The 17,967-nt window shown below is 70.2% G+C and carries 20 protein-coding genes; 13 read left to right on the forward strand and 7 right to left on the reverse strand.

Annotation, left to right across the window (positions count from 1 at the left end; genetic code table 11):
• Positions 1-320: acyl-CoA thioesterase domain-containing protein (locus ASF38_RS14765; RefSeq protein WP_162237361.1), on the reverse strand; the 320-nt coding region annotated here is incomplete at its 3' end.
• Between the two features lie 162 nt (positions 321-482).
• On the opposite strand from ASF38_RS14765, the gene dapA reads away from it, so the two are divergent.
• The 12 genes from dapA (at position 483) to ASF38_RS14825 (ending at position 11,761) form a co-directional block, all read left to right on the forward strand.
• A complete protein-coding gene (gene dapA, locus ASF38_RS14770; protein WP_056576962.1) occupies positions 483-1,400 on the forward strand; it encodes a 4-hydroxy-tetrahydrodipicolinate synthase in 918 nt (305 codons plus the stop codon).
• A gap of 21 nt (positions 1,401-1,421) precedes the next feature.
• Positions 1,422-3,101, forward strand: a complete 1,680-nt coding sequence (locus ASF38_RS14775; protein WP_055967488.1) for a ribonuclease J — start codon at positions 1,422-1,424, stop codon at positions 3,099-3,101.
• A gap of 278 nt (positions 3,102-3,379) precedes the next feature.
• On the forward strand, positions 3,380-4,009 hold the full coding sequence (locus tag ASF38_RS14780; protein WP_055967492.1) for a sirohydrochlorin chelatase: 630 nt from the start codon (positions 3,380-3,382) through the stop codon (positions 4,007-4,009).
• 265 nt (positions 4,010-4,274) lie between these two features.
• Positions 4,275-6,779 carry a DNA translocase FtsK gene (locus ASF38_RS14785; RefSeq protein ID WP_082480783.1) on the forward strand — a complete coding sequence of 835 codons (2,505 nt, stop codon included), beginning with the start codon at positions 4,275-4,277 and terminating at the stop codon, positions 6,777-6,779.
• 8 nt (positions 6,780-6,787) lie between these two features.
• Complete coding sequence (locus ASF38_RS14790; RefSeq protein WP_156366937.1) at positions 6,788-7,267, forward strand: hypothetical protein; 480 nt, start codon at positions 6,788-6,790, stop codon at positions 7,265-7,267.
• A gap of 29 nt (positions 7,268-7,296) precedes the next feature.
• The gene (pgsA, locus tag ASF38_RS14795; protein WP_055967498.1) at positions 7,297-7,935 is read left to right on the forward strand and encodes a CDP-diacylglycerol--glycerol-3-phosphate 3-phosphatidyltransferase; all 639 of its coding nucleotides are present in this window, start codon (positions 7,297-7,299) and stop codon (positions 7,933-7,935) included.
• A gap of 10 nt (positions 7,936-7,945) precedes the next feature.
• Positions 7,946-8,458, forward strand: coding sequence for a CinA family protein (locus tag ASF38_RS14800; RefSeq protein WP_056576967.1), 513 nt, complete (start codon positions 7,946-7,948; stop codon positions 8,456-8,458).
• A 53-nt stretch (positions 8,459-8,511) separates the two neighbouring features.
• On the forward strand, positions 8,512-8,808 hold the full coding sequence (locus ASF38_RS14805) for a helix-turn-helix domain-containing protein (RefSeq protein WP_055967504.1): 297 nt from the start codon (positions 8,512-8,514) through the stop codon (positions 8,806-8,808).
• 194 nt (positions 8,809-9,002) lie between these two features.
• On the forward strand, positions 9,003-9,524 hold the full coding sequence (locus ASF38_RS14810; RefSeq protein ID WP_235497762.1) for a GNAT family N-acetyltransferase: 522 nt from the start codon (positions 9,003-9,005) through the stop codon (positions 9,522-9,524).
• Positions 9,525-9,605: 81 nt separating this feature from the next.
• Positions 9,606-9,800 carry a DUF3046 domain-containing protein gene (locus tag ASF38_RS14815; RefSeq protein WP_055968556.1) on the forward strand — a complete coding sequence of 65 codons (195 nt, stop codon included), beginning with the start codon at positions 9,606-9,608 and terminating at the stop codon, positions 9,798-9,800.
• Positions 9,801-10,106: 306 nt separating this feature from the next.
• Positions 10,107-11,192: a recombinase RecA gene (recA, locus tag ASF38_RS14820; RefSeq protein WP_056576972.1), complete on the forward strand. Its 1,086-nt coding sequence runs from the start codon at positions 10,107-10,109 to the stop codon at positions 11,190-11,192.
• 38 nt (positions 11,193-11,230) lie between these two features.
• Positions 11,231-11,761 (forward strand): regulatory protein RecX, encoded by a 531-nt coding sequence (locus ASF38_RS14825; protein ID WP_235492950.1) that lies wholly within the window; start codon positions 11,231-11,233, stop codon positions 11,759-11,761.
• 39 nt (positions 11,762-11,800) lie between these two features.
• Here ASF38_RS14825 and ASF38_RS14830 read toward each other — a convergent pair whose 3' ends face one another.
• Positions 11,801-12,358 carry a PadR family transcriptional regulator gene (locus tag ASF38_RS14830; protein WP_156366938.1) on the reverse strand — a complete coding sequence of 186 codons (558 nt, stop codon included), beginning with the start codon at positions 12,356-12,358 and terminating at the stop codon, positions 11,801-11,803.
• Between the two features lie 82 nt (positions 12,359-12,440).
• Between ASF38_RS14830 and ASF38_RS14835 the strand changes: the two genes are divergently transcribed.
• Positions 12,441-12,902: a hotdog fold domain-containing protein gene (locus ASF38_RS14835; RefSeq protein WP_055967522.1), complete on the forward strand. Its 462-nt coding sequence runs from the start codon at positions 12,441-12,443 to the stop codon at positions 12,900-12,902.
• A gap of 6 nt (positions 12,903-12,908) precedes the next feature.
• On the opposite strand, the gene ASF38_RS14840 is transcribed toward ASF38_RS14835, so the two are convergent.
• From ASF38_RS14840 to ASF38_RS14860, 5 genes are all read right to left on the reverse strand, one after another.
• Positions 12,909-13,784 carry an amino acid ABC transporter permease gene (locus ASF38_RS14840; protein WP_056576978.1) on the reverse strand — a complete coding sequence of 292 codons (876 nt, stop codon included), beginning with the start codon at positions 13,782-13,784 and terminating at the stop codon, positions 12,909-12,911.
• A complete protein-coding gene (locus ASF38_RS14845) occupies positions 13,781-14,425 on the reverse strand; it encodes an amino acid ABC transporter permease (protein WP_055967528.1) in 645 nt (214 codons plus the stop codon). The genes ASF38_RS14840 and ASF38_RS14845 overlap by 4 nt, the downstream gene beginning before the upstream one ends.
• A gap of 84 nt (positions 14,426-14,509) precedes the next feature.
• Positions 14,510-15,388: a glutamate ABC transporter substrate-binding protein gene (locus ASF38_RS14850; protein ID WP_235497756.1), complete on the reverse strand. Its 879-nt coding sequence runs from the start codon at positions 15,386-15,388 to the stop codon at positions 14,510-14,512.
• Between the two features lie 58 nt (positions 15,389-15,446).
• Complete coding sequence (locus ASF38_RS14855; protein WP_156366949.1) at positions 15,447-16,175, reverse strand: amino acid ABC transporter ATP-binding protein; 729 nt, start codon at positions 16,173-16,175, stop codon at positions 15,447-15,449.
• Positions 16,176-16,397: 222 nt separating this feature from the next.
• Positions 16,398-17,957 (reverse strand): LVIVD repeat-containing protein, encoded by a 1,560-nt coding sequence (locus ASF38_RS14860; protein WP_056576984.1) that lies wholly within the window; start codon positions 17,955-17,957, stop codon positions 16,398-16,400.
• Between the last annotated feature and the right edge of the window lie 10 nt (positions 17,958-17,967).

The raw sequence follows: 17,967 nt of genomic DNA on the forward strand, positions 1-17,967 counted from the left end.
TGCGCGACGGTGGCGCCGTTCTGCAGGAGCACTGCCTGGTGGACCGACACGCGTCGACCGACGCGCAACGTGGTCACCTCCACCGCGGCATCGCCCGGTGTCGGCGGCTTGAAGTAGCTCACCGAGACGGTGAGCAGGTCAGGGTGCGCAGGGGCGGTGGTGGCGGCCTCGTCGAGCGTGGCGCGGGCGAGCACGGCGAGCACGTAGCCGCCGTTGGCCGTCCCGTTGGGGGTGTTCCAGTCCGCGGTGAGGACGAGGTGGCGCAGGCCGTCGTCGCCGGGTGTCGAGGCGATGGCACGGTCGAGCTCGTACGTCGTCATGGGCTGACGGTAGCGACGCGCCTTGCCTGGCCCGCACGCGCGGTGCCGCACGTGGACGTCGCGCGACGAGGCACCTGGACGACCTGATCGACCCGGTCGCATCCTCCTGCGTGCTCAGCGGGCCGGACCGGACGCCGCAGCGTCGAGCGGTAACCTCGGTCCATGACCTCCCCGCTCGCCAGCGACGCCGCGCCGTTCGGGCGCGTCCTGACCGCCATGGTCACGCCGTTCACGCCCGACGGCGACCTCGACCTCGCTGCGGCGCAGAAGGTGGCGAAGCACCTGGTCGACCACGGCAACGACGGCCTCGTCGTCAGCGGCACCACCGGCGAGTCGCCCACCACCACGGTCGAGGAGGACGGACAGCTGCTGGCCGCCGTCGTCGAGGCCGTCGGTGACCGTGCCACCGTGGTGGCCGGTGTCGGCACGAACGACACCCGTCACTCCGTGCAGCTGGCGCAGCAGGCCCGCAAGGCCGGCGCCCACGGCCTGCTGGTCGTCACGCCCTACTACTCCAAGCCGCCGCAGTCGGGCATCGTCGCGCACGTCAACACCGTGGCCGAGGCCGGCGAGGACGTCCCGGTGATGCTCTACGACATCCCCGGACGCAGCGGAGTCATGCTGGCGACCGAGACCTACGTCGAGCTGCGCAAGAACCCGCTCGTGCTGTCGGTCAAGGACGCCGTCGGCGACTTCAACCGCGGTGCGTGGCTCATGCGCGAGACCGGCATCACGATCTACTCCGGCGACGACTCGCTGAACCTCGGCTGGCTCGCGTACGGAGCCAGCGGCATCGTCAGCGTCGTCTCCCACGCCGCGCCCCGTCGTCTCGCCGACCTGGTCGCCGCGGTCGACGCCGGCGACCTCGACGAGGCTCGCGCCATCCAGCGGCAGCTCCTGCCCATCGACCGGGCGATGATGACCGTCACCCAGGGCGTCATCACGGCCAAGGCCGTGCTGCAGATCCTGGGCGTGCTCGACAACCGCACGACCCGCGCGCCCCTGCCCGAGGCCACGGAGGACGAGGTCGCCATGCTGCGCGACGCCCTCGCCGCCTCCCACCTGATCGACCAGACCTGATCGACTGAACGGACGAACTCCTTGAGTCACATGCACACGGAGCTGGGCCCGCCCCCGGCCCTGGGCTCGAACACCCTGCGCGTCACCCCGCTCGGCGGACTCGGCGAGATCGGTCGCAACATGACCGTCTTCGAGTTCGGCGGCAAGCTGCTGATCGTCGACTGCGGCGTGCTGTTCCCCGAGGAGCACCACCCGGGCGTCGACCTGATCCTGCCCGACTTCGGCCCCATCCGGGAACGGCTCGACGACGTGGTCGCCGTCGTGCTGACCCACGGCCACGAGGACCACATCGGCGGTGTGCCGTACCTGCTGCGCGAGCGCGGGAACATCCCCGTGGTCGGCTCGAGGCTGACGTTGGCCCTCGTCGAGCCGAAGCTGCGCGAGCACCGGCTGCGCGACGTGCCGCAGCACGTGGTGGCCGAGAACGAGACGCTGCACCTGGGGCCGTTCGAGCTCGAGTTCGTGGCCGTCAACCACTCGATCCCCGACGCCCTCGCCGTCGCGGTCAAGACGCCCGCGGGCGTCGCGCTGCACACGGGCGACTTCAAGATGGACCAGCTGCCGCTCGACGGCCGCATCACCGACCTGCGCGCCTTCGCGCGGCTCGGCGAGGCCGGTGTCGACCTCTTCCTCACCGACTCCACCAACGCGGACGTGCCCGGGTTCACGGTGGCCGAGCGCAACATCACCCCGGCGATCGACGCGGTGTTCGCGTCCAGCACGCAGCGCGTCATCGTCGCCTCGTTCGCCTCGCACGTGCACCGGGTGCAGCAGGTCCTCGACGCCGCCGCCAAGCACGGCCGCAAGGTCGCCTACGTCGGACGCTCGATGGTGCGCAACATGCAGATCGCCCGCGACCTGGGGTACCTGCACGTGCCCGACGGGGTCGTCGTCGACCGGATCGATGCCGCGCCGCCGGAGAAGATGGTGCTGATGTCCACCGGTTCCCAGGGCGAGCCCATGGCCGCCCTGTCGCGCATCGCCAACCGCAGCCACCCCCAGGTCAGCCTCGAGCCGGGCGACACGGTCCTGCTGGCGTCCTCGCTCATCCCGGGCAACGAGAACGCCGTCTACCGCGTCATCGACGGGCTCACCAAGATCGGCGCGCGCGTGGTCCACAAGGGCAACGCCCTGGTGCACGTGTCCGGGCACGCGTCGGCCGGCGAGCTCCTCTACTGCTACAACATCGTCAAGCCCACCAACGTGCTGCCGGTGCACGGGGAGATCCGCCACCTGCACGCCAACGCCGCGCTGGCCACGCAGACGGGCGTGCCGAACGTGCTGCTGGCCGAGGACGGGTACGTCGTCGACCTGGTCGACGGGCACGCGTCCGTGGTCGGCGCGGTCGAGTGCGGCTACGTCTACGTCGACGGCTCCTCGGTCGGCGAGATCACCGACAGCGAGCTCAAGGACCGTCGGATCCTGCGCGACGAGGGCTTCATCTCCGTCGTCGTGGTGGTCGACTCCACGAACGGCAAGATCGTCACGGGCCCGGAGGTGCACGCGCGCGGTCTCGCCGAGGACGACTCCGTCTTCGACGAGATCACGCCCAAGATCGTCGACGCGGTGGAGCAGGCGCTGCGCGAGGGCACGCACGACACGCAGCAGCTGCAGCAGGTCGTGCGCCGTGTGCTCGGCTCGTTCGCCGGCCGGAAGCTGCGGCGTCGGCCCATGATCATCCCCATCGTGCTCGAGGCCTGAGCCGTCCGACCCGGTCCGATCGAGGACCTTCGGACTGTTACGCAGGTGAAACCTGTGGGCGGTGGTGCCGAAACACGCGCTGACTAACGTCGTCATCAAGAGTTCGGCGCGGGGCCGAACCGTGGTGGGACACCGGTTGCGGCCGGCAGCGTCGTTACGCACGACGGTGCCGGCCGTACGCCGATCTCCCCGCACGAGGGGGTTGGTCAGTGACGTCACGCAGGTCCGACGAGGTGTTGCTCGCCTGCTCATCCGGGCATGCCGATCCGGCCGAACGGGTGGCCCTCCAGGGCCTGGTCAACGCCGTGCGACGCGACGCTCCGTCGGTCGACGTGCGCGACACCCCGGTCGACCTGATGGCCCTCGACGACGCGTGGCCGCCCGTGCGGGTGGCGGTGCCGCTGACGCTGACCGGAGGGACCGCCGTGGCGGGCGCGCTGTCGGCCGCCTCCCGGCACGACCCGTCCCTCGTGGTCGCGCACCCGATCGGCCCGGACTGGACGTTGGCCGAGCTGTGCGTGCAGCGACTGATCGAGGCAGGGGCCCGCAAGGACGACACGATCGTCCTGGGTGTCTCCGGAGCCCATGACGACGCGGCGATCACGGGCTACTCCCGGATGGCGCGGCTGGTCAGCGCCGTGTGGGGCGGGCCGGTGCACATCGGCTCCATCGGTGGGAAGGACACGCCGCTCACCGACGCCGTCGACATCGCGCGGGCCTACGGCCAGCGGGTGGTGGTCTCGTCCTACGTGCTGACCCCGGGTCGCGACGCCGACATGCTGCGCCACTGCGGTGCCGACCTGGTGACGGCACCCGTGCTCGACGGCGGGCTGCCCGACCGACGGGTCGTCGACCTCGTCCTCGCTCGGTTCCACCAGGCCCTCGGTCTCGGCGTCGCAGCGCTCTGAGGTCGGTCGTCCGGCGGCTGCGCTGCCTCCGGTCTCCGCGACGACCTGCAGCTGCGCTGCCCCGGCCTCGAGCGGGGCCGCTCTACCGGGCCGTCCTCGGGCCGTCAGAGGTAGGTGACGCACGTATCCGCGCCGTCCGAGGTAGGTGACGCACCGAATGACGGTCTCGGAAGGTGCGACGCCTACCTCTGACACGCCGGGAATCCCCGCCGGGTCGACGGCGTGGGTGCACGCCGACCCTCGACTTCTGGTTTAGGCTCTCGCCATGGCGACCCGAACGTCTTCCCCGCCGCGCAAGCGGCCGTCCGGCAGCCAGGCCCGCAAGAAGCCTGCCTCCCGCAGCACCGCGAAGCGCAAGCCCGCGGCGCGCAAGCCTGCCCCGCGGGGCACCGGACCCGGTCCCGTGGCCGCGGTGCTCGGCGGGCTCGCCCGTGCCTGCGCAGCCGTCTGGCTGGGCATCGCCGGAGCCGTCGGCGCGGTCGCGCGCAGCATCGGGCACTCCGCGGCCGAGCTGGAGCCCGAGCAGCGCCGTGACGGCGTCGGGTTCGGCATCGTCGCGCTCGCCATCGTCGTGGCCGCCGCCGTCTGGTGGCAGGTCCCCGGTCCGGTGGCCGACGCGGTGCGTGCCGCCACCACGGGCACGGTGGGTCTGCTGGCCTGGGCCGTACCGATCCTGTTCGCCGTCATCGCCTGGCGCACGCTGCGCCACCCCGACCGCAACGGCCCCGTGGGCCGTCAGGTCATCGGCTGGTCGGCCATCTGCGGTGGCGTGCTCGGCCTCGTGCACCTCGCCCACGGCGTGCCGCGCCCGGAGGACATGGTCGAGGTCCGCGACGCCGGGGGAGCGGTCGGTTTCCTGTTCTCCGCCATCCCCATGGACCTGCTGCGCACCGAGTACGTCGTGGCCCCGATCCTCGTGCTCGTCGTCCTCTTCGGCCTGCTCGTCGTCACCGCCACGCCCCTCCACGCCGTGCCCACGCGACTGCAAGAGGCCCGCGACCGTGCCCTCGGACGTCACGTCGAGGACGCCGAGGCGGAGCCGGAGGCGAGCCCGCGCAAGCGTCACCCCCGCACCGTGGCCGACGAGCCGTACGAGAACCCGCTCGTCGACGGTCCCGACGAGGACCGTCAGGTCTCGGCCCGACGTCGCCGCAAGGCCGAGAAGGCCGAGGCCGACGCCGCGGCCGCGGCTGCGAGTGCGGTGGAGGTCGACGCCGCGCCGGAGACAGAGGACACCACCGACGTCGTGCTGCCGCCCATGGAGCCGCTGCCGGCACGCGCCGAGCAGCTCGCACTCTCGGGTGACGTCGTCTACTCCCTGCCCGACTCCACGGTCCTGCGCGAGGGCAGCCCGCACAAGGCGCGCTCCGCGGCCTCCGACGAGGTCGTCGAGCGGCTCACCGAGGTCCTCGAGCAGTTCCAGATCGACGCCCAGGTCACCGGCTACACCCGTGGACCGACGGTCACCCGCTACGAGGTCGAGCTCGGACCGGCCGTCAAGGTCGAGAAGGTCACCGCGCTGAGCAAGAACATCTCCTACGCCGTGGCCTCCAACGAGGTCCGCATCCTCAGCCCGATCCCCGGCAAGTCCGCGATCGGCGTCGAGATCCCGAACGTCGACAAGGAGATGGTCTCCCTCGGCGACGTCCTCCGCTCGGCCAAGGCCCGCGGCGACCACCATCCGATGGTCATCGGCCTCGGCAAGGACGTCGAGGGCGGGTTCGTGGTCGCCAACCTCGCCAAGATGCCGCACCTGCTGGTGGCCGGCGCCACCGGCTCCGGCAAGTCGAGCTTCGTCAACTCCATGATCGCGTCGCTGCTGATGCGCTCGACGCCCGACGAGGTGCGGATGATCATGGTCGACCCCAAGCGGGTCGAGCTGACGGCCTACGAGGGCATCCCGCACCTCATCACGCCGATCATCACGAACCCCAAGAAGGCGGCCGAGGCGCTCCAGTGGGTCGTGCGCGAGATGGACCAGCGCTACGACGACCTCGCCAACTTCGGCTTCCGGCACGTCGACGACTTCAACAAGGCGGTGCGCGCCGGCTCCGTGAAGGTGCCCCCGGGCAGCGAGCGCGTGCTCACCCCGTACCCGTACCTCCTGGTCGTCGTCGACGAGCTCGCCGACCTCATGATGGTCGCCCCGCGCGACGTCGAGGACTCGGTCGTGCGCATCACGCAGCTCGCGCGCGCCGCCGGCATCCACCTGGTGCTCGCCACCCAGCGACCCAGCGTCGACGTGGTCACCGGGCTCATCAAGGCCAACGTGCCCAGCCGTCTGGCCTTCGCCACCAGCTCCCTCGCCGACAGCCGCGTGATCCTCGACCAGCCGGGCGCCGAGAAGCTCGTCGGGCAGGGCGACGGACTGTTCCTGCCCATGGGTGCCAACAAGTCGATGCGCATGCAGGGCGCCTGGATCACCGAGGCGGAGATCGCGGAGGTGGTCAAGCACTGCAAGGAGCAGCTGCAGCCGAGCTACCGCGACGACGTCACGGCACCCGCGCAGGCCAAGCGCGACCTCGACGACGACATCGGCGACGACATGGACCTGGTCATCCAGGCGGTCGAGCTCGTGGTCACCACGCAGTTCGGCTCGACGTCGATGCTGCAGCGCAAGCTGCGCGTCGGGTTCGCCAAGGCCGGCCGACTCATGGACATCATGGAGAGCCGCGGCGTCGTGGGCCCGAGCGAGGGCTCCAAGGCCCGCGACGTGCTGATCAAGCCCGACGACCTCGAGGACGTCCTCGCCTCGATCAGCGTCGGCTGAGCGTGCCCATGGTCGACGAGCGTCCCGACACGCCAGGATCCGGGGAGACCGCCTCCGACGAGCCGTTCGAGATCCGTCGACGGATCGCCCTGTTCGCGCTCCTGGGGCTGGCCGCGCTCGGGGTCGCGGCCGGGTTCGCCTGGCTGGCCTGGGACCGGGACGACGTGCTGCTGTGGGTGCCTGCCGCGGTGCTCGCGCTGCTCTCCCTCGCGGTGCTGCAAGGCGTCCGCGACGCGCGTACCCCGTTGTTCGTGGCGGACGCCCACGGGGTGAGGATGCGCGACGGCGACGGCTGGGTCGGGCTGCTGTGGAGCGAGATGGCCGACATCCGCGTCGAGCCGCGCGAGGGGCTGCTCGACGCGCGGGTCAAGGTCGTGAGCCCCGACGGCCAGAAGATCTACACCGCCCCGCTGGGCCTCGGCACGACCGTCTCGGCCGAGGAGGCCGAGGTCCAGGTGGCCAGGCGCCGGAGCCCTGCTCCATACTGAAACGTCCGCCCCGCCACCGAGAGGCATGCATGCAGCCGGCCGACGCCAGCCACGATCCGACGCCCGAGCACGCTCCCAGCAACCTGAACATCGCGAACGCCCTCACGGTCCTGCGGATCGTCGGCGTGCCGCTCTTCGGCTGGTTGCTGCTCACGCAGGACGGGTCCGACGTCTCGACGCGGGTCTGGGCGTTCGTGGCCTTCTCGCTGCTGATGATCACCGATCGCATCGACGGTGACCTCGCGCGAAGCCGCAACCTCGTCACCAACTTCGGCAAGCTCGCCGACCCCATCGCCGACAAGGCGCTCACCGGCATGGCGTTCGTCGGCCTGTCGATCATCGGCGTGCTCTGGTGGTGGGTCACGATCGTGCTGCTGGTGCGCGAGTGGGGCATCACGCTCATGCGGTTCGTGGTCAAGAAGTACGGCGTGATGCCGGCGAGCCAGGGCGGGCGCATCAAGACCACGCTTCAGGCCCTCGCGATCGGCGGCTACGTGCTCCCCTTCGAGCTGTGGGACAACACCGCCAGCGACGTGCTGCGATGGGCGACGCACGTGATCATGGCGGCCGCCCTGGCCATCACGATCGTCACGGCGGTGCAGTACGTGCGCGACGCGATCGTGCTGCGGCGGGACGCGAAGGCGTCGGCCCCGAGCCCCGAGTCGTGAGCCCGGAGTCGTGACACCGGGCCCCGACGCCGTCGAGGTCGTGCGCCTGCTCCGTGAGCGCGGCGAGACGATCGCCACCGCCGAGTCGCTCACGGGAGGGCTCCTGTGCGCGGCCCTCGTGGACGTGCCAGGGGCGTCGGACGTGGTCGTCGGTGGTCTCGTCGCCTATGCCACGCAGGTCAAGACGGACGTGCTGGGGGTCGACCCCGACCTGGTGGCCGCGCGTGGCACGGTCGATCCCGACGTCGCCGTCGCGATGGCCGCGTCGGTGCACCACCTGCTGGGCTCCGACTGGGGCGTCTCGACCACCGGCGTGGCCGGTCCGGGTCCGAGCGAGGGCAAGCCCGCCGGGACGGTCCACGTCGGCATCGACGGACCGGGAGCCCGGGAGGTGCCGGTGCCGCTCGCGCTGTCGGGCGACCGCGACGAGGTCCGCGCGGCGACGGTCGCTGCGGCGCTGTCGCACCTGGTCGCTAGGCTGGATCCAGAGAGTCGGGAATCACACCCGAGCCCATCGCGTTGACCCTCGCAGGAATGCGTTGATCTCTCACGGAGCACGGCGGACGGAGGTGGACCATGACGGCCATGAGGCAGCTGGTCGGTGAGGTGCTGCGCGCCCGCCGGATGGCCCAGGGGCTCACCCTTCGCGACGTCTCCGCCAAGGCACGGGTCTCCCTCGGGTACATCTCCGAGGTCGAGCGCGGCCAGAAGGAGCCCAGCTCGGAGCTGCTGGCTGCCCTCGCCGCCGCCCTGGAGGTGCCGCTGAGCAAGGTGCTCCTCGACGTCAGTACGCTGCTGGCCATCGAGGAGGCCACCGACCTCGCGAGCGTGTCGTCCATCGCCCCCGGCGAGGTCGAGGTCTCCGCGGCCTGACCCGCCGACCCCACACCGTGGGCCCGGCGAGCCCGGACGCACGGCTTGGGGCCTCACGTCGCGTGGGGGTCGAGCCTGCCAGGCGATCGGCGTCACGGTCCTGGCATGCTGGCCGACGGCAGCGAAGGACCGAGGCACGGCCCGTCCCGCGGTGTCACGGACGTACGACCAGCGACGACGAGGCGGGGGTATTGGTGAATCCCAGTGACTGGGGCTTGCGACCCCTCGTCCTCGACGACGTCGACGCCGTCCACGCCGTCTACTCCGACCCCGGCACCTGGCGGCACCTGCCCGCGGGCGTCTTCACGGACCGCTCGCAGAGCGTGGGTCTGGCGGAGCGTGCGGAGCGCGACTGGCGCGACGTCGGCCTGGGGGAGTGGGCGGTCCTGGTGGCCGGCGAGGTCGTCGGCACCGGAGGCGCCATGCCCCGCGACGGCTGGTGGAACCTCGGCTTCCGCCTCGCGCCTCGCGTGTGGGGCCACGGCCTCGGCACGTGGGTGGCCAGCGTGGGCGTGGGCGCCGCGCACCGCACCCGCGAGGACTGGCCCGTCGTGGCGCGGTCACTGTCGTCGAACCCCGCCTCCGGCCGGGTCAGCGAGCTCGCCGGGCTCGAGCTGGTGCACCGGGCCCCGTTCCCCGACGGCCTCGACCGCCTCGTGCACGCGGACCGGCCGCTCGAGCCCGCCCTGCTCGACGCGATCGTCGCGCTCGGCTGAGGTCGGCGGACGGCCCGAGCGGCTCCGAGGTCGCCCGAGGCCGTCGCCGACGGCTGTGCGCCCCGTGGCATGCTGGCCGCGATGAGGCACAGCGAGTTCTGGGAGCGGATGCGGATCCACCTCGGCCCGGCGTACGCCCGCTCGTGGGCGGAGTCGCAGGTCATGTCCGACCTGGGTGGTCGCACGGCCAGCGAGGCGCTCGACGCCGGGGTCGACCCCAAGACCGTGTGGCGTGCCGTGCACGCCCGCCTGGAGCTTCCTGCCAGCGAGCGCTGACCGCCCGCCCCTTCCCCCATCGGTGGATCCTCAACATCTGGAGCCTCATCGGTGGATCCTCAACCACAGCGGGCGTTCCGCGGTTGAGGATCCACCGATCGTGGCGGAGTCGTGAGCGTGCCGGCATCGACGAGGTCGACACGGCGTGTCGCATCCGATCGAACAGGTGTTCGTACTAGCGTTGTCCACACGGTTGACGCGAAGGTGTGTCGCTGTCCACAGGCGGGGTCGACGAGGCCCCAGATGTCTGAGGCGGCCCCTAGCGTCGCAGATGACCGGCCCCCACCGAGCAGAACGGACCAGCCCATGGCTTCCAAGGCACCACTGACCCCCGTCACCGCCGTCACGAGCGACCAGCGCGAGAAGGCGATCGACAACGCGATCGCCCAGATCGACCGCAACTACGGCAAGGGCGCCGTCATGCGCCTCGGTGAGCGGGGCCGCGTCCCGATCAACGTCATCCCGACGGGCGCCACGGCGCTCGACATCGCGCTCGGCATCGGCGGTCTGCCGCGCGGGCGCATCGTCGAGATCTACGGTCCGGAGTCCTCGGGCAAGACCACGGTCGCGCTGCACGCGGTGGCCAACGCCCAGAAGGCCGGTGGGGTGGCGGCCTTCATCGATGCCGAGCACGCGCTCGACCCCGACTACGCCCGCAAGCTGGGTGTCGACACCGACGCGCTGCTCATCTCCCAGCCCGACTCCGGTGAGCAGGCCCTCGAGATCGCCGACATGCTGATCCGCTCGGGCGCCATCGACGTCATCGTCATCGACTCCGTGGCGGCCCTGGTGCCCCGCGCCGAGATCGACGGCGAGATGGGCGACAGCCACGTCGGTCTGCAGGCTCGCCTCATGAGCCAGGCCCTGCGCAAGATGACGGGCGCCATCCACGGCTCGGGCACCACGGCGATCTTCATCAACCAGCTGCGCGAGAAGATCGGCGTCATGTTCGGCTCGCCCGAGACCACCACCGGCGGCAAGGCGCTCAAGTTCTACGCCTCCGTCCGGCTCGACGTTCGCCGCATCGAGACGCTCAAGGACGGCACCGACATGGTCGGCAACCGCACACGCGTCAAGGTCGTCAAGAACAAGCTCGCCCCGCCGTTCAAGCAGGCCGAGTTCGACATCATGTATGGCCAGGGCATCAGCCGGGAGGGCAGCTTGATCGACGTCGGCGTGGAGACGGGCATGGTCCGCAAGGCCGGCGCCTGGTACACGTACGAGGGCGACCAGCTGGGCCAGGGCAAGGAGAACGCCCGCCAGTTCCTCAAGGACAACCCCGACCTCGCCGAGGAGCTGGAGAAGCGCGTCAAGGAGCACCTGGGAGTCGGCGCCACGATCGACGACGAGGTCGCCGACGACGACATCGACCTGCCCGCGACGGAGTTCTGAGCGTGCCCGGGGGACAGGCGCGAGGGCAGGAGCCGCCCGTGGGCTCGGACGAGCCGGTGCGCGACACCGCGCAGGATCCCGATGCCGACGTCGAGTCGGTGGCTCGCACCATCCTGCTCAACAAGCTCACGGACTCGCCGCGCAGCCGGGCCGAGCTCGCCGAGGCGCTGGCGCGCAAGCACGTGCCCGACGACGTCGCGACGCGGTTGCTCGACCGGTTCGAGGAGGTCGGTCTGATCGACGACGCCGCGTTCGCGCGGGCCTGGGTCGAGTCGCGCTCACGCAGCAAGGGCCTGGCCACCAAGGTGCTGGCGCTCGAGCTGCGGCGCAAGGGCATCGCCGACGAGATCGCGCGGGAGGTCCTGGCCGACGTCGATCCCGACTCCGAGCGTGAGGCGGCCCACCGGCTGGTCCAGAAGAAGCTGCGCTCCATGCGCGGCCTCGACGACACCACCCGGATCCGTCGGCTCACGGGCATGCTGGCGCGCAAGGGCTACTCGCCCCAGGTCGCCTTCGACGTGGTCCGCGAGGAGCTCGAGGCCGACGTGGAGCCGCTCGTCTCCACCTGAGCTGGTGGCAGCAACGGGTGTGGTGTGGGGGAGTGCGGATCAGCCGCGCTCCTCCACGTCGCGTCGGATCCGTTCGACGATGTCCTTCTCGCTGTCGTAGTACGACATGCCCCAGTCGGCGACGCGGGCCGCGTAGCGGAGCTCCTCGACGTCTCCGAGCATCTCGCGCACGGCCTCCAGCTCCTTGCGCTGCACGGCGAGCCGCTCGAGGTAGTCGTCGAGCATCTCCTGCACGTGCTCGGTCGAGGTGAGCCGACCCATCAGCAGACGCAGAGCCACCGGGTGCTTGAGCACCGGGAACGGGTCGTCCACGGGTGCGGAGAGCCACCGTTCCACCTGGGCGCGTCCCTCGTCGCTGATCTTGAAGCGGCGCGTGGTGCGTCGTCCCTCGGTCTGCTCCACGGCGTGCACCAGGTCGCCCTGGAGCAGCTTGTCGAGCTCGGTGTAGATCTGGCTCATCGCCGGCGACGTCCAGTAGAACCGCAGCGTCCGGTCGGCACGCTGCTTCAGCTCGTAGCCCGTGAGGCCCTTGGTCTCGGACTCCCCGTCGAAGGCCAGCAGCCCCAAGATGGCGTACGAGGTCATCGACAGGTTCACGTCGCTCACCCTACTGAGCCGTTCGCCACATCGCCCGCGCCGACGCAGACAGCGTCGCTGTCAGGGTCCTAGACTCACGCGCATGCCCAGCACCCTCGATGTGTACCGGAAGATGTCGGCCCTCCCGCAGGGAAAGCGACTGTTCTCCATCTTCTACGGCCAGAAGGCGCCGTACTTCGCGTCGATCCACCTCGCCGTGCGCGAGATGCGGCCGCACTTCGCCGAGATCACGATCCCGAAGCGGCGCAGCGTGCAGAACCACATCGGCACCGTGCACGCGATCGCGGCCTGCAACGGTCTCGAGGCGGCCATGGGCCTGCTCGCCGAGGCCACCTGTCCGAGCGACTCCCGCTGGCTGCCCAAGGGCATGGACGTGAAGTACCTGGCGAAGTCGGCCGGCGACCTCTACTGCACCGCCGAGTCCAGCCCCGAGGACTGGGCCAACGGTCCCGACGTCCCGATCCGCGTGAAGGCGGCGCTGAAGGACGGCACCGTCACGGTCGAGGGCACCATCCACCTCTGGGTCACCCCCAAGAAGCGCTGAGCCGGCTCAGGCCGGACCCGGTGCGCCGGTGCCGCCCGCACCACCGTCGCGCTGGTCCTGCACGACGCCACCGACCTGGTCGGACGACTTTCGCTGACCGATGTAGCGCCGCTGCACCCACCCACCGAGCCAGGTGAGCAGCAGGTTCATCGCGATGTAGACGACCGCGAGCACGATGGCGGTGGCCAGCCGGTTGTCGAAGGTGTTCCAGACCGAGCGACCTGCCACGGTGAGGCCCGGCGCGAGGATCGCGTACCCCAGGCTGGTGTCCTTCAGCACGACGATGCACTGGCTGATGATCGAGGGGAACATGATCTTCACGGCCTGCGGCAGCAGGATGATGCGCGTGACCGCGCTCTTGCGCAGACCGAGCGCATAGGCCGCCTCCGCCTGTCCCTTCGGCACGGCGTTGATGCCGGCGCGGAAGACCTCGGCGAGCACCGATCCGTTGTAGAGGATCAGGCCGATCACGAGGGGGAACAGCACCCCGTTCGGGTACGACGCGAGCCCCCAGACGAAGATGATGAGCAGCAGCAGCGGCACCGCGCGGAAGAACTCCACGACGGTCCACGACGGCCACCGCACGAGCCGGCTGTCGCTCAGCTTGCCGACCCCCAGCAGGACGCCGAACACGACAGCCCCGACGATGGCGATGCCGGCGGCGCGCAGGGTGTCGATGAGGCCCTGGACGAGGACGTCGACGATCCGCGGGGTGACGAACGGCTCCCACTGCTGGGCGGTGAGCTGGTTCTCGCTGTAGAGCTTCCAGACGACCAGCGCGGCGAGCGCGACGACGCCGACGACCGTGGCGATGCCCAGCAGCCGGTAGCGGCGGGCGGCCTTCGGTCCGGGGACGTCGAAGAGGACGGATGCCTGGCTCATGCGACCCTCCAGGCCTTCTCGAAGCGGGACGCGCCGAAGGAGATCAGCTCGACGATGACGATGTAGCCGAGGGCGATCCCGAGGAAGATGACGATGCGCTCGCTCGCGTAGTCGTTGCTGAGCCCCTTCATGCGGAAGGTGGCCTCGGCGATGCCGAACACCGCGGCGAGCGAGGTGTTCTTGGTCAGGGCGATGAACACGCTCGCCAGCGGCGGGACCGTGAGCCGGAACGCCTGGGGGAGCACGACCTGCGTCATGGTCAGGGAGAAGGGCATCCCGATCGACCGTGCGGCCTCGGCCTGGCCGAGCCCGATGCCGTTGATGCCCGAGCGGATCGCCTCGGTGACGAAGGCCGCCGTGTAGAGGCCCATCGCGAGCGTGATCATGACGAAGAAGCCGAAGTCGATGCCGACCTCGGGCAGCCCGTAGTAGGTGAGCAGGATCAGCACCAGCAACGGGGTGTTGCGGAAGATGGTGACGTAGCCGATCCCGACGCCGCGCAGCACCGGCACCGGCGACACGCGGGCGACGGCCACGAGTGTGCCGACCACCAGCGCGAGCGCGCCGGACGCGACGAGCAGCTTCAGGGTCTCACCGAAACCGGAGAGCACCAGGCCGAAGTTCTCGCTGAGGGCTTCCACGTCACCTCCGTCGTCGAGCGACAGTCGCAGGATGGTCGACCGGTCGCCGGGCGATGAGGCCCGGCGACCGGTCGGTCGGTCGGATCAGGCGCAGGCGTCGAGCGTCGGCTTCTCGGGCACGTCGTTGCCCGACTTGCCGAGCGTCGCGTCGAAGGCCTTCTCGAAGTCGCCGTCGTCGTACGCCTTCTCGATCGTGTCGTTGAGGAACTGGCACAGCTCGGGGGCGTCCTTGCTGTAGCCGACGCCGTAGCGCTCCTCGGAGAAGGGCTCACCGACGACCTTGAGCTCGTCGGGCGCCTGCGCGGCGTAGCCGAGCAGGATCGCGCCGTCGGTGGTGACGGCGTCGACGGAGCCGTTCTTCAGCTGGTCGACGCACTCGGAGTACGTGTCGAAGCCGGCCGGGGTCGCGCCGTACTCCTCCTCGACCGTCTTGATCGACGTGGAGCCGGTGACCGAGCAGACCTTCTTGCCCTCGAGGTCGTCCGGACCGTTGATGGAGTCGTCGTCGGCGGCGACGAGCAGGCTCTGGCCGGTGACGTAGTACGGACCGGCCTGGCCGACGACCTTGCGACGGTCGTCGGTGATCGAGTACGACGCGATGACGAAGTCGACCGTGCCGTTCTGCAGGAACGGCTCGCGGTTGTCGGAGATCGCCTCGACCCACTCGATCTTGTCGGGCTCGATGCCCAGCTGGCCGGCGATGATCTTGCCGAGCTCGGGGTCGATGCCGGTGGGCGCCTCGGAGCCGGCGGCCTTGAAGCCGACGCCGGGCTGGTCGTACTTGACGCCGATCTTGACGCTGCCCGCCTCTGCCAGCTCGGCCATGCGCGAGCCCGCCTCGAAGTCGGGGCTGTCGACGACCTCGTACTCGTTGCCGGACGCCGCCGTGCCGTCGTCCTCGCCTGCGTTGCCGCAGGCCGAGGCGGCCAGGACGACCGCTGCGGCGACTGCCGCGAGCTTCATGCTGCGCACCTTCATGGGAGCTTCCCCTCGATCGGTTGGTTGGGTTCGAACAGGTGGATCAGTGGTTGAGGATCTTGCCCAGGAAGTCCTTCGCGCGGTCCGACGACGGAGCGCTGAAGAACTCGTGGGGGGTGTTCTGCTCGACGATGCGTCCGTCGGCCATGAACACGACGCGGTCGGCGGCGGTGCGAGCGAAGCCCATCTCGTGGGTGACGACGATCATCGTCATGCCGCCCTTGGCGAGGTCGACCATGGTGTCGAGGACCTCCTTGATCATCTCCGGGTCGAGCGCCGACGTCGGCTCGTCGAAGAGCATGACCTTGGGCTCCATCGCGAGCGAGCGGGCGATGGCCACCCGCTGCTGCTGGCCACCGGAGAGCTGGGCGGGGAGCTTGCTGGCCTGCGACTCGACACCGACCCGCTCGAGCAGCTCCATGGCACGCTTCTCGGCATCGACCTTGGCCTGGCCACGGACCTTGATGGGGCCGAGCGTCACGTTCTCGAGCACGGTCTTGTGCGCGAAGAGGTTGAACGACTGGAAGACCATGCCGACGTCGGCGCGCAGCTGCGCGAGGGCCTTGCCCTCGGCGGGGAGCGGCTGGCCGTCCACGTGGATCTGGCCCTCGTCGATCGTCTCGAGCCGGTTGATCGTGCGGCACAGCGTCGACTTGCCCGAGCCCGACGGCCCGATCACGACGACGACCTCGCCCTGGGCGACGTCGAGCTCGATGTCCTGCAGCACATGCAAGGAGCCGAAGTGCTTCTGGACCCCCTGCATGGCCACCATGGGTGTGTCAGCCATGCGGGACAACCTATCGGCGTCCTTGGTCGTCCTTGCAAGTCCGCAACCGAATCGTCACCTGCGCCGGGGACGCGGCAACGCCGTGGACACACCGCCGGAAGACGCACGGGAACACACGTCGGCCGCCGACGCAGGGAGCTGCATCGACGGCCGACGTCTCGGGTCCGCGAGGGTGGGAGTGCCGACTCGCGGTCGTGCGACCGAGCCCTACTCGCGGTACCGCGGCTGGCTCTGCGGGTTCAGCTCGTCGAAGCGCACCCGCTCCGCACCCTTGATCCGACGGTCGTCGACCTTGAACACGTCGAAGCCGCGCTGGATCTCGTTGGAGTAGACGTAGCCGTTGTAGTAGTACGTCGACCACGGACCGCCGACCACGAGACGCTGTGCGTCGTTGGGGCCGCGGTCGTGCCAGGCGATCTCCTTGGGGTTGGCCGAGTCGGTGAAGTCGAACATCGACCAGCCGCCCTGGTACCAGGCCTGGACCATGATGTCCTTGCCCTTCACCGGGACCAGCGAGCCGTTGTGGGCCACGCAGTTCTCGGTGTTCGCCTGGGTGCGGGGGATCTTGTAGTAGCTCTTGAACTCCAGGTCGCCCTTGCGGGTGATGTCGTAGATCCCGTTCGCGCCCTTGGTGTCGCCCACGGTCGGGTTGCAGGTGGGCGCGCCGCCGCCGCCGAGCTCGTCGGTGAAGACGACCTTGGTGCCGTCGTTGTTGAACGTGGCGGAGTGCCAGAACGCGAAGTTCTCGGTGTCGCGCACGTTCTCGGTGACCTTCGGCTTCTCACGGTCACCGATGTCGAGCAGGATGCCGTCGCCCATGCAGGCGCCGGCCATGATGTCCTTGCTCGGGTAGGCCGTGAGGTCGTGGCAGCCGCTGGTCTCGCGCGAGTAGCCGCCGGCCGGGTTGCCTCCGTCGGGGAACAGCACGGGCTGGGCGATCATCGTCGCGGCCGACGGCTTCTTCAGCGGCACCTTGACGATGCTGATGGAGTCCAGCGGAGGCTGGCAGTCGGGGAACGCGGCATCGGGCGCATACGACGACACGTAGACGTAGAGGTCGTTCTTCGAGCCCTTGCCCGGCTTGCCGCCCTTGCCCTTGCCCGGCTTGCCGTTGCCGGGAGCCAGGGTGTGGGTGTGCGAGCCGCACGGTGTCTCGACGGCCGACACGTACGTGGGCTTGCGCGGGTCGGAGATGTCGAAGACCTTGACGCCCTCCCACGAGTCCTTGATGGTGGCCGACTGTGCGGTGCTCTGGCACGAGGCGTCGCTGCGCGAGGAGTCGGTGCTGAGGATCAGCACGTCGTCGTACACGGAGATGTCGTTCTGCGAGCCCGCGCACACGACCTGCGTGACGACCTTCGGCCTCGCGGGCTTCGAGATGTCGTAGACCATGAAGCCGTTGTAGTTGCCGGCGAAGGCGTACTTGCCCTGGAACGCGAGGTCGCTGTTGAGCGCGTCCTCGGTGGCGAACGCGCCCTGCTTGGCGATGGTGGCGATGCGCTCGACGTTCTTGCTGTTCGCCTCCTCACCGGGTGCCAGGTCGGCGCCGCTGGCGTTCATCCGAGCGGTGTCGTTGCCCGGGAGGCAGTTGCCTGCCAGGCGGTCCGCCTCCGACAGCACGACTTCGCCGTCGCACTCGTCGGACGTGGTGTCGCGGGCCTGCACCTCGGCCGTGGCGGCCATGGGTGAGAGCAGTGCCGCGGTGAGCGCGCCGGTGGCGGCGGCTCCGAGCAGGGCCGTGGTGGCCCGTCTGCGCGAGATACGCATAGGTGTGTCC

The sequence above is a fragment of the Aeromicrobium sp. Leaf272 genome, from assembly GCF_001422865.1.
GTDB lineage: Bacteria > Actinomycetota > Actinomycetes > Propionibacteriales > Nocardioidaceae > Aeromicrobium.